The sequence below is a fragment of the Streptomyces cynarae genome, assembly GCF_025642135.1.
Taxonomy (GTDB): domain Bacteria; phylum Actinomycetota; class Actinomycetes; order Streptomycetales; family Streptomycetaceae; genus Streptomyces; species Streptomyces cynarae.
In genome coordinates, this window is the sequence record NZ_CP106793.1 from 3,375,322 (window position 1) to 3,388,611 (window position 13,290).

Here is a 13,290-nt window from a genome sequence, read left to right on the forward strand (position 1 = left end):
TTCCTGAATCACCGGGCCGGTGTGAGGGCTTCCTGTATCACCGGGCCGGTGTACGGACTTCCTGAATCACCGGGCCGGTGTACGGACTTCCTGAATCACCGGGGCCGCATGGACAGGAGCTTGCCCCACACCACCAGCCGGTACCGGGAGGTGTACTCGGGGGTGCACGTGGTGAGGGTGATGTAGTACCCGGGATCGCCGTAGCCGTAGGCGGGCTTGACGACGGAACGCGGCACGGGCCGTACGACGCCCGAGTCGCGGGCCGAGGTCTCCGGCAGGACCTGGTCGACGGCGTACGTGTACACGGCCGCCCCGGTCTCCACCTGGACGACGTCCTTGACCCGCAGCCGGTTCAGGTACCGGAACGGCTCCCCGTGCGTGTTCCGGTGCCCGGCGACGGCGAAGTTCCCGGCCTGGCCCGGCTGCTGGGTGCCGGGATAGTGGCCGACGTAACCCTTGTTCAGCACCTCCGCCTTGCCCACACCCTCGGCGACGGGGACGCGGAGGTGCAGACGCGGGACGACGAGGACGGCATAGGCCTGGGAGCGGGCGGGACTCGCCTCAGGCTTCGGGCCGCCGCTTTGGCGACGCGCGTCGGAGGAGGCCGGCCCCCGGAACGGTCCCCCGCCCCGCCGGCGTCCGCTCCCCCGGTCGCCGCCGCTCCCCCAGTCGCCGCCGCCCCCGCGGTCGCCGCCGTGCTCGCGGTCGCCGCCGTACCGGTGGTCGGCGCCGTTCCCCACTCCCGCTCCAGGGCCTCCACTTCCCGCTCGGCCCCCTGCCGGGCCTCTCGGTCGGTCCACCACACCTCGTGCACGACGAGCAGCAGAAGCACGAGGCCGACGGTGACGAGGAGTTCCCCACCCGTCCACAGCGCACGCCGGCGAAGGGCACGGCGCCGCCGGGTGCGGTGCACGACGACGGAAGCCCGCAGAGTCCGCACAACCCGCATGCGTACGCCTCCTTCGCCGGGAGCCCCGCCACGCGGCCGGGGTACGCGCCACCCGGGCCGCCCGCACCATAGAAGAGGCACCTTCAAGTCACCAGGCCCATACGCCCGGTACTCCCGTCCTCTTCCCCGCGCCTTCCCCGTCCCTTGCCCGCGCTTCCCCCTCCCTTTCCACTGCCCCTCCCCTGCCCCGGACATCCCCTTCGTCTACCGGTTTTAGAAAGGGCCGTCACAACCCTCGACAACCCCATGGGACACACCCGATCCTTCGTGATGCATCCAGCGGAACCGGTCGACGCCGGGGGGACGACCCGGCGTTCGAACGGCACGAAGAGGCGGAGAAGCCCATGATCCGACGCAGAACTCTGCTGGCCGCCGCGGGCGGCACGTTCCTCGGAAGCGCCCTGGCGACCGGCACCGCGCACGCGGACGCGACCATCTCGGTCAGCCCGGGCACCACATACGGAAGCTGGGAGGGCTGGGGCACCTCCCTCGCCTGGTGGGCGAACGTCTTCGGCGCGCGGGACGACTTCGCCGACATCTTCTTCACCACCAACTCGGTGTCATACAACGGCAGGACGCTCCCCGGCCTCGGCCTGAACATCGCCCGCTACAACCTCGGCGCGTGCAGCTGGAACAGCGTGGGCGGCGCATCGATGGTCGCCTCTCCCAACATCCCGTCCTTCAAGCAGATCGAGGGCTACTGGCAGGACTGGAACAACGAGGACCCGACCTCCTCGGCCTGGAAGTGGACGGCGGACGCCACCCAGCGCGCGATGCTGGTCAAGGCGACCCAACGCGGCGCGATCAGCGAACTGTTCGCCAACTCCCCGATGTGGTGGATGTGCCTGAACCACAACCCGTCGGGCGCCTCCGACGGCGGCAACAACCTCCAGTCTTGGAACTACCGCCAGCACGCCTCCCACCTGGCCTCCGTGGCCCTCTACGCCAAGAACAACTGGGGCGTGAACTTCACGACGGTCGAGGCCTTCAACGAGCCGTCGTCCGGCTGGTGGAAGGCGGACGGCACCCAGGAGGGCTGCCACATGGACGCGACCGTGCAGTCGGCCGTCCTGCCGTACCTGCGCAGTGAGCTGGACAAGCGGGGCCTGACGGGCACGAAGATCTCGGCGTCGGACGAGACGAGCTACGACCTGGCGCGCACGACGTGGGGTTCCTTCAGCTCGACGACGAAGGGCTACGTCAACCGCGTCAACGTCCACGGCTACCAGGGCTCCGGCGGCCGCAGGGACCTCCTCTACACCGACGTGGTGAAGACGTCGGGCAAGGCCCTGTGGAACTCGGAAACGGGCGACGGCGACGCCACCGGCCTCACCCTGGCGAGCAACCTGCTCCTCGACTTCCGCTGGCTGCACCCGACGGCGTGGGTGTACTGGCAGGTGATGGACCCGACGGCGAGCTGGGCGATGATCGCCTACGACGCGAGCACGCTCCAGCCGGGCGCGGTGCAGACGAAGTACTACGTGATGGCGCAGTTCAGCCGCCACATCCGCCCCGGCATGACGATCCTCGACACGGGGGTCGACTACGCGGTCGCGGCCCTGGACAAAACAGCGAAGCGCCTGGTGATCGTGGCGGCGAACAAGTCCACCTCCGCCCAGACCCTGACCTTCGACCTCTCCCGCTTCACGACGGTGACGGGCGGCACGGGCGGCGTGGTCCCGCGCTGGAACACGGTCACCGGCGGTGGCGGCGACCTGTACACGGCACACTCGGACACGTTCCTGAGCGGCAAGACGCTGAGCGTGCCGTTCGCGGCGGGCGCGGTGCAGACGCTCCAGGTGGACGGGGTGGCTGTATAGACGGCTACCGCTGGAGGCGGGGCGGCGAGGGTTCTGTGAACCCACGCCGCCCCGCCTTTCCCCACCGGGCCACCCTCCGCTCAAATAGCAGCCATGATCACAGGCACACCGCGGGCGGGGGCCCGAAGCAGGCAGCTGCGGCGGATAGCGGACCGCCGGGTGCGAGCGGAACGAGGCAGCGGACATAACCCCAGGGCTCCGCTCGGCGCACGCCGCCGGGCCACCGCCGCGGAGCACCGCAGCGAACGGCCGGCGTCGGCGGGCCCGACCAGAGCCCGCCCCCGGAGACGAGCATCTGGGGCAACCGGCTGGCTGCGACGGCCGCGATGCTCCCGGGCCTCGCCGCGGTCGCCGCACTGGTCTTCACCTGGGTGTCGGTGACCCAGGTGTCGAGAGAACTGGCCATCTCGGAACAGGGACAGATCGCCGACCGGTACGACAGGGCCCTGGAACGCCTGGACAACGACTCCGCGACCATCCGCCGAGGCGCAGTCTTCTCCCTGCAGGGCATCATGGAGGACTCCCCGCGCGATCAACCGGAAGTGATCGCCACGCTGTCCGCGCACATCCGCACCCATGCCACCAAGAAACTGTCGACACCTGAGAAGGCTCCCGACGTCCAGGCGGCACTCTTCGTACTGGCCCACCGCGATCCGGCCCACGACGGCGCCACACGTCTCGATCTCAAAGGTGCCTATCTGATCGGCGCGAGCCTCCAGGGTGCCGACCTGACCAAGGCGGACCTCACCGGTGTGGTGCTGAGGAACTCCGACCTCCAGGACGCGGACCTGTCAGGCGCGATCCTGCGCCGCGCCTCGCTGAAACAGACCGAATTACAGGGCGCCGCCCTGACGGGAGCAGACCTGACCAGCGCAGCCTTGACGGGGGCCGACCTCACGGAGGCAAACCTGACCGACGCCCGCCTGGACTCGGCCGACCTGAAATCCACCACCTTGGTGCACGCAGACCTGCGCAACGCCTCCCTCGACAAGGCGGACCTGCGCCAGGCGCATTTGACGGACGCCGACCTCGGTGAGGCATCTCTGGTCGGAGCGGACCTCGCCGAGGCGGAGCTGGGCACCGTACGCCTCGACGACACAGTCCTGACGGACGTCCACCGCCCCGAAGGGGACTTGCCGCCATCGTCACCGCCGCCCACGTCCTCTCCACCCACTGCATCAACCGACCCGCGAACCAGGCATTCGTGACAATGTCAGGCACGCTGCTCACTGACCTGCCGGTATCTGATGCTTGCGGGCCAACGGCAGTACCGTGTCCCCCATGCGCCCCGACACGCCTGCCGAGAACGTCGACCACAACGCCGAAGCAGCACGCCTGGAGCGGACTGCCGGCCTGTATCCCGAGGACGCGGAGCACCTGCTGCTGCAGGCCGCGGCCCACCGGGAACTGGCCGGCGACCGCCCCGGCGCGACCGCGCTGTACGACCGCCTGCTGTCCTCCGGCGAACCGCTGGAGAACCCCCACCTGGTACGCGCCCTGAAGGCGTCCAACCTGTGGGAGTACGACCACGAGGCGGAAGCGCGGGCGATCATCGAGGGAATCCGCACGGCCGCCCCGCGGCACCCGGCCCCCTGGGTGATCATCGCGGAGTCCCTGGAGTCGCACGACGAGCTCGAGGCGGCCGAGAAGACGTTCACCGAGGGCCTACGACTCCTGGTGGGCGACGGGACGGAACCGCCGCAGTCCACACACCCCCTCCTCTACGGCCGCCACCGGGTCCGCCGCATGCTGGGCGCGGCCCACGACGAGTGGGACGCCCTGGCGGACACCGTCCACTCCTCTTCCATCACCCTGGACGAGCTGCACGACCCCAAGCGCATCTGGACCCTGGGCTCGAGCAACCCGGCGGAACTGAAGGCGGAGATCACCCGCCTCCGAGCAGAACTGGGCGCGTACCGGGAGGCCCTGTCCCGCCCGTTCCCGGTGGCGGTCCTGCACTGGCCGGCGGGCGAGCTGGCGGAGCTGGTGGCGATGTACCCGTCGCTGGCCGCCGAGTACCCGTCGCACGAGGAGCACCTGGCGACGATAGAGGCGTCGCTGAGGGAGCTTTCGACGTCGGGGACGGGGAACCTGGGGATCGTGTCCGGAACGGTGCCGTCGTACGAGGCGTTCGCGGCCTCGGAGGGCGCGTCACCGGGGGACGCGGCACTGCTACCGCAGTACGCGACGACGCTGGCCGCCCGGGGGCGGGCGGTTGCTTGGCCGCCGGAGCGGGGGGATGGGTGTTGGTGCGGGTCGGGGGCGGTTTATGAGGGGTGCCACGGAAGCACTGCCTGAGCTGGAAACCGAGCGTCAATGGCACTCGGGCGAGTACCCTCTGTTACGGACGACTTGCGCGGATTGGCAAACTCGGAGCTCGTCCGCCGCCCCCCACCTTCGAGAAGCCGTGAACATGAGCAGTGAGCCGCGCAGCGGCAGTCAGGATTCCTGGGCCTCATCGCCTGGCACGCGACGGAGTATGCAGTCCAACAAAGGGCGGGACACGAAACCCGAACTGGCTCTTCGGCGAGCTGTTCACGCGTTGGGGCTGCGGTACAAGGTGTCCATCCGTCCACTGCCGAAGGTCAGGCGCACAGCAGACCTCGTCTTCTCGCGGGTGCGTCTGGCCGTCTTCTTGGACGGCTGCTACTGGCATGGCTGCCCGGAGCACCACACTCTGTCGGCGACGAATAGGACTTATTGGACCGACAAGCTCGAGACGAATCGTCGCCGCGACCGGCAGACCGACCAATGGCTCCGCGAAGCGGGGTGGGAGGTTCTCCGTGTGTGGGAGCACGAAGATCCGTTGGCTGCCGCACTGCGAGTGCGCGAGGTGTACGACCGGCGACGCCACGAGGTCGGTGCCTCCCGCGCGGGTCCCACAAGCACTCGCCGTACGCAGGGCTCGTCCCGTCGCTGAGTCTTCACACCATTTCAGCGGTCAGCTCAGAGACGTCATGTTCACAACGCGAGACTTTCGCCCGGCACGGCGGCATCTCCGTTCGGATGCCGCGTCACCACTACGTGATCGGACTGGCGCGCCCGGCCCACTACCGGCTTTGGCTACTACACCGCCGCCCAGCTCGCGCGCCTCAACCGCGTCGCCCCCGGGTCCGCCCTCCAGCAGGTCCAGCACATCGCGGACGAGAAAATCAACGCAAAGGAGCTGCGCGGCACATTACGGCTGCAATGGGCAGACCAGCCCTCAGCACGCACAGCCGAGGGCCGACGGGAACCGGTGGCGCAGCATGCCGGATCGGTACATGGGCACGACCGGGAGACGGCGGAGCGCCTGAGCCTGGAAGGTTGAACAGTGCTGCGGTTCTGGCGGTTTGAAGTTCCCGAGGAGCTGGCCGCACGGGTGGGGCGGCTGCAGAGCGGCGTCGGACAGAATGAATCGGGGGGAGAAGAGAATGAGCGGACTGACCTTCGTGGATGTGTGCTCCGGGGCGGGTGGGCTTGCCCTCGGGCTGGAGCAGGCGGGGTTCGAGCCACGCCTGCTGCTGGATCACGACGAGCTCGCCGTGGAGACTCTGCGGAATAACCGGCCGCAATGGAAAGTGCTTCACGCCGACCTGTTGGGCTTCGACCCGGCCGAGCACCCCGTGAGTTACGACGTCGATCTGCTGGCGGCCGGTCTACCCCGGGTGAAGTCGAGCGCGACGGTGACGCGCCGATCGTCCGACGCTGAGATCCGCCTCATCCAGGCGACCGCCTACCTGGTCCACGCCGTCCAGCCACGCGCGCTGGTCATCGAGAACATGCCCACCTTGGTCAACGGAAGCTCTTTTGCGCCGATACGGGAGTTCCTCCACGAAGAGTTGGAGCACCTCGGCTACGAACTGATCTGGTTCGTCCTGAACGCCTCCGACTTCGGAGTGCCCCAGGACCGCGAGCACGGCATCCTCGCAGCCGTCAAGCAGCAGTGGGCAAGCGCCTTCCGGCCACCTCGACCCACCGTCCACACGCACGTGTCGGTCGGAGAGGCGCTGGCGCGGTCGATGCGTTCCCGCGGCTGGCCGGACGCCGACCGCTGGGCGGCCCAGGCGACGAGTGTGGCGCCGACCTTGGTGGGCGGATCCAAGACACACGGAGGCCCGGACTTCGGACCGCGCGGCACGAAGGCCAGGTGGCGGCAGATGGGCGTCTACACGAAGTCGTTCGGGAACGAACCCCCGGGCCGCGACTTCAAGTGGGATCCGTCACTTGGGGACGACGGACTGGTGCGGATAACAGTGGACCAGACGGCTCTCCTCCAAGGCTTCCCCGAATCATGGGAGATCGCAGGACTGAAGACCGCCCGATACCGCCAGATCGGACACGCGACGCCACCACCCGTCGCTGAGGCGCTGGGACGGGCTGTCGCCCAAGCGCTGAGCCGGGATCCGGCTGTCCCCGCTGCCGGCTAGACTTCCGCCACATGACCAGCACGCCGCACGATCAGCCCATCCTCGACAAACCTTTTGTCCTGGATCTCTTCGCAGGGCCCGGCGGGCTGGACGTGGCCGCACACGTGCTCGGTGTACCGAGCCTCGGCATCGAATGGGACAAGAGCGCCTGTCTGACGCGTTACGCGGCCGGACTGGACACCTTGCACGCCGACGTGAGCGCGGTTCGCAGGGATGCCTTCGAGTCGCTGCCCCCGGAGATCAACGTGCTCGCCGGTGGTCCCCCGTGCCAGACGTACTCGGTTGCCGGGAGCGGCGTCGGTCGCCAGGCCCTGGAACAGGTCAAGGGCTACATCGAGCGACTCATGGCGGGCGTCTCCAACGAGGAGATCGACAAGGAGTTGAAGAAGCTCAGCGATCCGCGCACGGCGTTGGTCCTCGAACCTCTCCGCTACGCGATCCAGGCGACGAGGAGCCCGAACCGCGGCAACCGGCCGTACGACGTCATCGTCTTGGAACAGGTCCCCGCGGTCGAGGCGCTCTGGGAGCATTACGCCCTGGTGCTGCGGAAGATCGGCCTGCCCGACGGCACCAAGTACGAGGTCAAGGTCGACGTCCTCGACACCGAGACCTACGGAGTTCCGCAGACGCGTTCGCGAGCCGTGCTGATCGCTCGCCGTAAGGGGCTCGGTGAGCCCTTCCTTCCCGAGCCGACTCACCGCGCCTATGAGGCGAAGGAGTGGAACCGCAGGAACGGCGGGGCCGTCGCTCTCGCGCATCAGCCGGCTCTCGACGAGGAGATCGCTCCCAAGCCGGTGACGCGCCAGGAGAAGGCCGAGGGACCGCAGCCGTGGGTGTCGATGCGCATGGCCCTGCCCGGCCGCAAGAAACCCTTCCTGGTGCGCTCGAACTACGGCAGCTCCGGGAACCCCGGACGACGCGGTGTACGGACCGACCAGCAGCCGGCCGCCACTGTCACCGGCCGCATCTCACGCTTCGTGGTCTTCGAGCACCTCGACGAGAACATCGTCTACGAGGGCTCACGGTTCAGCATGAACGAGGCGGGGATGCTGCAGAGCTTCCCGCCGGAGTACCCCTGGTCGGGCAAGGCACAGGCCCAGCAGGTGGGCAACGCCGTGCCGCCCCTCTTCGGGGCGCACCTGCTGAGCGCCGCGCTCGGTCTTCCCGCGCCGGACCCGGAGGTTCTGCGGGAGCCGTGGGTGCCGGCCACGGAAGAGGAACGGGCCAAACTGCGCAGCCACGGCTGCGGGTCGGCGGACGACTGCACCGCCAGCTGCCCGCTCCCCGATAAGCAGGCGCCGCCGCGCTCCACCGGGCGCAAGAAGAAGTCCTCGGCCGGGTAGCCACGGCGGACGCGGATCAGATCTCGCTCTTCCTGCCCCTGATCGGCGCGGTCTCGAAGAGTTCGGTGAAGTGGTCGACGAGCAGGGCCACGGAGTCCTCCGGGACAGGGTCCTCATCGGGTCCGTCCGGGAGAACGTGACGCGAGACCGGGGGTGCCGTCTCCGCCTCCGCGATCCAGTTCCGAAGAGGGCCCGGGTCCCTGGGCTCGTCCGGTGCGAGGACGTCGTAGACCAAGGTCGCTCCGGCCGCGGTGATGGCAACGCTCAGACCGTTGATCTCCCGCCCTGTGGCAATTTTGCCGCTCTTCACAAGGCGGACGAGGGCCTGAGCGGTAGGACGGTGATCGATCAGGTCTCTCCGCAGAACCGTGTGGATGAGGTCCTGGTTGCCACAAGCCACCTCGACGGGCTCATAGTCCGGACCGTTCCGGAACAGCTCGGCCGCCCACCACAGACGGGAGAAGCACTGGCGGTCCGCGGGGCCCTGGAAACGCTCCGCGGGGATACGCCGCTCCGGCCGCGCTGCCGTCGGCTCCGACAGGTGTCGCCAGGCCACGTAGTCCGGGGCCACCGCCAGCGCGAGGTGTGTCCACAGGCGCTTGTCCGCCGCCTCCCGCCGCGTGAGGCGCAGCGTGGCATGAAGCCGCGGCGCGAGCCACGCGTCGGCGCGGGTGCGGTCGTCGCGGAACTCGAAAATGGCGTCTTCCACCAGGCTGCGGATCGGCTCGACCGCCCATCTGGCGTCGTCCTCGGGGAGCGGTTCGACGACCTTGGCGAGGTCGATGCCGCCGTGCACCTGTTCGGCCTTGAGCAGTTGCTCGGTGAGGAACCTGTCGGCGGCCGATGCGGGGAGCAGCGCCAAGCGCTCCGGTACGTGGTCGGGCTGGGTGATCACTTCTCGCTCTCCCGGTTCGCTTGTTCCAGACTGCGGATGGCATAACCCAGCGCCCTGGAGGCCTCGGCGCGTCGGATCGCTGCGTAGTGGATACGTGTCTGCAGTTCGGCCCAGCCCGAATCGCCGGTGCGCCGGCGGTGCACCTGCCGCAGGGCCTCCTCGACGTGCACGCCGGGCACGACGTCCGGGAGCATCTCCCGCAGGACCTCGCCCTGCCAGTCGGTGGGGAAGACCGGGTTGCCACCGGGCTCGATCTCCAGGTCGCCGATGGCACCGTGGAACACGGCGGTCCACACGTCCGTGGCCATCTGGGCGACGAGGAGGTCGCGGACCTTGCTCTCCACGCCGGAGCCGCTGCTGTCCAACAGCCCCACGATCCCCTCGACATCGGTGTTCACGAAGACGGTGGGCACCCTGGCCGAGGTGTCCACGATCCAGGGCACGTCGGCGTAGGCCCGCAGCCATTCCCTGGAGCTCTTGGTGAAGGAGGCTTTGCGAACCTCCAGTTGGAGGCCGCTGACCGGCTCGTCGGAGACCGTGTCGACGATCCAACTCCGGTCGGTCTCGGCGATCGACCGTCCCGCCACTCCGTCGACCGTGCCGGCGGCGTAGATGATGAGGGAGGCGCGCCCCAGGTGGTCGTCGCGGAGCAACTCCAGAAAGCCCGACCAATCACGGCTGTCCTCCGCGTCACGCGTGAGGTCCGTCGTGGTACGGACGTTGGTCTCGCCGTCCACCAGCACGGCGAGGACGCGCACGTCGGACCAAGCCGCGTCCGGCGCGTCGGCCCCGGGGGGCAGGGTTGCTGACAGGCCGATGGTGGCGCTCACCCAGTCGTCGTGCCCCGCAACGCCGAGCGCGACGGCCTGTTGCTGAGTCGAGTACGCGCTGGTGTCCAGTTGGTCCCGCGTACCGTCCGCGAGTTTGAGGGAGACCGACGTCACCCGGAACGTGATCGGGCGGTTGAGTCGCTTGTACGGGTAGATCTTCACGCGTCACTCCCCCTTGCCGGCACGCAGTTCGAGCACCAGGCGGGTCAGCGCGGTCCTGACCGGGTGGCTGGTGACGTCCGTGGCGCCGCGGAACGTCGCGCGGCGGACTCCGGGGGTGAAGCGGAGGGTGCCGTCCTCCACCTCGCAGCCCTCGACGGCCTCAAGCTCCGCCCAGTCCAGCTTCGGGCGGCCGCCGGAGCGCACGTCCAACAGAGCGACGGGCACCATGGGGACGATCTCGTCACCACGCGGGATGCTGACCTCGGCGGTGATCCTCCAGTCGCCCGCATCGCCGATCGTCGCATCGAGCCCGTTCAGCACCGGGATCACGGGGCCGGTGGGCACCCTGGCCTTGGGCCGGTTCTTCACGGTCAGCGCCTTGCGCAGCGCCTCTCCACCTTCGCGACTGCTGCGCTTCGGGCGAGCGACGAGTTCCCTGACGGCGTTGTTGACCTCTTTGGTCAGCCCCTCGATCCGCCGGTACGCGGAAGGCGACCAGCGCAGCGTCAACTCCTCCGTCTGGCCCCAACGGTCGTGCTCGGGGGGTTCGGCCGCACGTAGGAATTCCTCGGCCTCCTTGGCGAAGGGTGCCGCTTCCCCGGCAGCCTCTCCTGCCAGGAGAACCGCCTGGAACGGGTTGGTCCCGAGCGGCAGTCGCGGAACCGTAGCCTTCCTGACGGTCATGCGGTTGCCGCGCAGCGAATGCACCTGATTGATCGGCCTGTCGTTGTCGCCGGCCGCCTCGGTGACCAGCAGCACCGTCTGGTGGATCCCGAGCGTGCCGCCGACAGCACCTCCCGACAGCGGCAGCTTCAGGGGAACGTTCCGAACCGCGACCTGCCCGGCCTCGGTGAGCCTGTCCACCGTGGTGCCCTCGTAGAAGGCCCGCAGGGCGCGGGTCCTGGAGGGTTGTTCGACCGAGGGATCCACCTTGGTCTCCTCCACCACCACCTCTCCGTCGTTGCGCAGAGCGCGGACCGACACCTCCAGGAGGGGGAGTCGGCCGCCACCACCGGTCATGGCAGCCCAGAAGTCACGGCCCAACGCCTGGGCGAGCCGCTTGTGCATCCTCCGGATGTCGCGGGTGTCCTCGTCCCCCTCCTCCTCGACGCTGTCGTCGTCGAGGTCGGATGTGCTCGCCTCCAGGCTGGCCACATCATGCGCACCGACGATGAGGAAGGACGTACCGGGCTCGTCGCTGTCGCGGCTCAGGTGCAGGCGCTCCACGGTCTCCTCGTCCGCCCACCACGAGCGGGCGACCTCGGCGCCCGGCGAGTCGGGATCGGGGCGTCCGAACCAGGCAGGGCCCGCGTACGGGCGACCGTCGACTTCCCGCCACGGCAGTTCGAGACGGCCGATCATGCGTCGCTCGGTGCGCCCCTCATGGGGAACGGAGAGCGTCGAGTTGATGAGCACCAGCCCGAGCGCGCTGGTAGCCCACAATGTCGCCTTGCCCAGTCCGTACGAACCGCCCGCCGAGCGCCCGGACTTGAGGCTCTCCAGCTGACGCCTGACCACGGCGGCGAACTTACCGTCCGCGTAGTCGTCGCCGGTGAGGCCGGAGGCGTTGTAGTCATCGACACGCAGTAGGACCAGACGGCCCTTCTCGTACATGTCACGCACACCGGCGTCCACGACCCGCCCGACTTTCTGGTTGCCGGCGAGTTCCGAGACGGCCGAGTAGTGCGGGAAGAGATCGTTCCAGAGGATCGCGTCACGGAAGGCGTCAAGGTGTTCGCCGGTCAACTCATGCAGTGTGTACCGCACTCGGACCGGACGGCCGTTCTCCGTCAACCGCTCGTCGAGGCTGTTCTGACAGGTCTCGCGCGCGAGTACCTGTACGTCCGCGTCGAAGGCGAAGGCTGCGGCATTGCCGAGTTCCCGGCCACCATCGGGGTAGCCGGGACGGTGGTACCACGTCACTGGGAGACCGGCCTGGGTGTCGGTGGTACGCGTGTGTACCGTGCCGAGGTCCGTGCCGAGCGCCTTGGCGATGTCCGCCATCACCGTAGGGCGTGGGGTCGACCTCCCCGTGATCCATGCGGAGACGGCGGCTCGGGTCAGGCCGAGCTCCTCGGCCAGTTCGGCCTGCGTCTTCCCCGCGAGCTTGAGCTGCCGGGCCAGCCACGGCCCGAACTCCTCACCTGTCTCCACGCGCCACCTGCTCTTCCTCGGGTCGTCCCGATGACGCTAATTTGACATCATCGATCTTGTCAACCAATAGTTAACAGGCCTCTCTTCGACAGGAACATCGGCATCGGTTTCCCGATTTGCCCGTATTGCCCCTTTGGTGAAGCTCCCTCTTCCCCTGTCGAAGAAGCGGAATAAGCAACTCCCCTTCCTGGTACGCGACTTCAGGGTTGCGCAGTTGCCCCGGCACCACTAATGTGATTATCGATGGAGAATCCATCCCGCTCGCACAATCCACATTCGGACCGTCGGGCGGCCGGGGAACTAGTGCGTCCAAAATCACCCTGGCGCAAGAGGGGATAGCCGTATCCTCGCCCGCTCATCGACTGCGCGAGAAGCATCTTTTCGAAAAGGTTGGCAGCCCGAGGTCTCCCCCCAGTAGCGTGATCGAGGGGAAGAACAATCCCACGGCTTGAACAATTACGTCTCACGGGGGCGTGGCCCATTGCACCCCTGTGCGAAAAGCGGAGGACAACGTGACAGGGGGGCTCAGAATTGGAAGACAGCGATTGCGGTTTCTTGCTGCTCTCGCAGCGTGAGCGCAGCGCCTTGTGGTTGGACATCTGTCGGGCGGCGAGCAAGGCCGAGGCGGCCGAGGTTCTTCACCGGCACGACGTGTCCGAGGACGACTTCGTCAAGGAGTTTCCGGACTTGGCCAAGGTGGTCCAGCTGCTGCCGGACTAGGGTCCCGC

Annotated in this window: 12 protein-coding genes; 8 read left to right on the forward strand and 4 right to left on the reverse strand. The window is 68.4% G+C overall.

From position 1 onward, the window contains the following. Positions 1–95: 95 nt before the first annotated feature. On the reverse strand, positions 96–740 hold the full coding sequence (locus tag N8I84_RS15700; RefSeq protein WP_263230120.1) for a class E sortase: 645 nt from the start codon (positions 738–740) through the stop codon (positions 96–98). A gap of 68 nt (positions 741–808) precedes the next feature. Between N8I84_RS15700 and N8I84_RS15705 the strand changes: the two genes are divergently transcribed. The 7 genes from N8I84_RS15705 to N8I84_RS15735 all read left to right on the forward strand — a co-directional run bounded on the left by N8I84_RS15705 (position 809) and on the right by N8I84_RS15735 (position 8,521). Further along, a complete protein-coding gene (locus tag N8I84_RS15705) occupies positions 809–1,021 on the forward strand; it encodes a hypothetical protein (RefSeq protein WP_263230121.1) in 213 nt (70 codons plus the stop codon). 272 nt (positions 1,022–1,293) lie between these two features. Then, positions 1,294–2,769, forward strand: a complete 1,476-nt coding sequence (locus tag N8I84_RS15710) for a glycoside hydrolase (protein WP_263230122.1) — start codon at positions 1,294–1,296, stop codon at positions 2,767–2,769. 326 nt (positions 2,770–3,095) lie between these two features. Continuing rightward, on the forward strand, positions 3,096–3,977 hold the full coding sequence (locus N8I84_RS15715) for a pentapeptide repeat-containing protein (RefSeq protein WP_263230123.1): 882 nt from the start codon (positions 3,096–3,098) through the stop codon (positions 3,975–3,977). A 73-nt stretch (positions 3,978–4,050) separates the two neighbouring features. Then, positions 4,051–5,067, forward strand: a complete 1,017-nt coding sequence (locus N8I84_RS15720) for a hypothetical protein (RefSeq protein WP_263230124.1) — start codon at positions 4,051–4,053, stop codon at positions 5,065–5,067. A gap of 115 nt (positions 5,068–5,182) precedes the next feature. After that, on the forward strand, positions 5,183–5,689 hold the full coding sequence (locus tag N8I84_RS15725; RefSeq protein WP_390898898.1) for a very short patch repair endonuclease: 507 nt from the start codon (positions 5,183–5,185) through the stop codon (positions 5,687–5,689). A gap of 493 nt (positions 5,690–6,182) precedes the next feature. Continuing rightward, a complete protein-coding gene (locus tag N8I84_RS15730; RefSeq protein ID WP_263230125.1) occupies positions 6,183–7,178 on the forward strand; it encodes a DNA cytosine methyltransferase in 996 nt (331 codons plus the stop codon). An 11-nt stretch (positions 7,179–7,189) separates the two neighbouring features. Further along, positions 7,190–8,521: a DNA cytosine methyltransferase gene (locus N8I84_RS15735; protein ID WP_263230126.1), complete on the forward strand. Its 1,332-nt coding sequence runs from the start codon at positions 7,190–7,192 to the stop codon at positions 8,519–8,521. A 16-nt stretch (positions 8,522–8,537) separates the two neighbouring features. Here N8I84_RS15735 and N8I84_RS15740 read toward each other — a convergent pair whose 3' ends face one another. From N8I84_RS15740 to N8I84_RS15750, 3 genes are read right to left on the reverse strand one after another with little or no spacing between them, the layout of a single operon-like run. Further along, complete coding sequence (locus N8I84_RS15740; protein ID WP_263230127.1) at positions 8,538–9,416, reverse strand: DUF6339 family protein; 879 nt, start codon at positions 9,414–9,416, stop codon at positions 8,538–8,540. Beyond that, entirely contained in the window at positions 9,413–10,408 is a 996-nt protein-coding gene (locus N8I84_RS15745; RefSeq protein WP_263230128.1) for a hypothetical protein, read from the reverse strand. The genes N8I84_RS15740 and N8I84_RS15745 overlap by 4 nt, the downstream gene beginning before the upstream one ends. A gap of 3 nt (positions 10,409–10,411) precedes the next feature. Further along, entirely contained in the window at positions 10,412–12,562 is a 2,151-nt protein-coding gene (locus tag N8I84_RS15750; protein ID WP_263230129.1) for a helix-turn-helix domain-containing protein, read from the reverse strand. Positions 12,563–13,093: 531 nt separating this feature from the next. Between N8I84_RS15750 and N8I84_RS15755 the strand changes: the two genes are divergently transcribed. Further along, entirely contained in the window at positions 13,094–13,282 is a 189-nt protein-coding gene (locus tag N8I84_RS15755) for a hypothetical protein (protein WP_263230130.1), read from the forward strand. The last annotated feature ends 8 nt before the right edge of the window (positions 13,283–13,290 follow it).

What these genes read in the sequence shown, in the direction of transcription:
- N8I84_RS15710 (WP_263230122.1), top strand. Translation starts at nt 1,294, where the DNA reads ATGATCCGACGCAGAACTCTGCTGGCCGCCGCGGGCGGCACGTTCCTC.
- N8I84_RS15715 (WP_263230123.1), top strand. Translation starts at nt 3,096, where the DNA reads ATGCTCCCGGGCCTCGCCGCGGTCGCCGCACTGGTCTTCACCTGGGTG.
- N8I84_RS15720 (WP_263230124.1), top strand. Translation starts at nt 4,051, where the DNA reads ATGCGCCCCGACACGCCTGCCGAGAACGTCGACCACAACGCCGAAGCA.
- N8I84_RS15725 (WP_390898898.1), top strand. Translation starts at nt 5,183, where the DNA reads ATGAGCAGTGAGCCGCGCAGCGGCAGTCAGGATTCCTGGGCCTCATCG.
- N8I84_RS15730 (WP_263230125.1), top strand. Translation starts at nt 6,183, where the DNA reads ATGAGCGGACTGACCTTCGTGGATGTGTGCTCCGGGGCGGGTGGGCTT.
- N8I84_RS15735 (WP_263230126.1), top strand. Translation starts at nt 7,190, where the DNA reads ATGACCAGCACGCCGCACGATCAGCCCATCCTCGACAAACCTTTTGTC.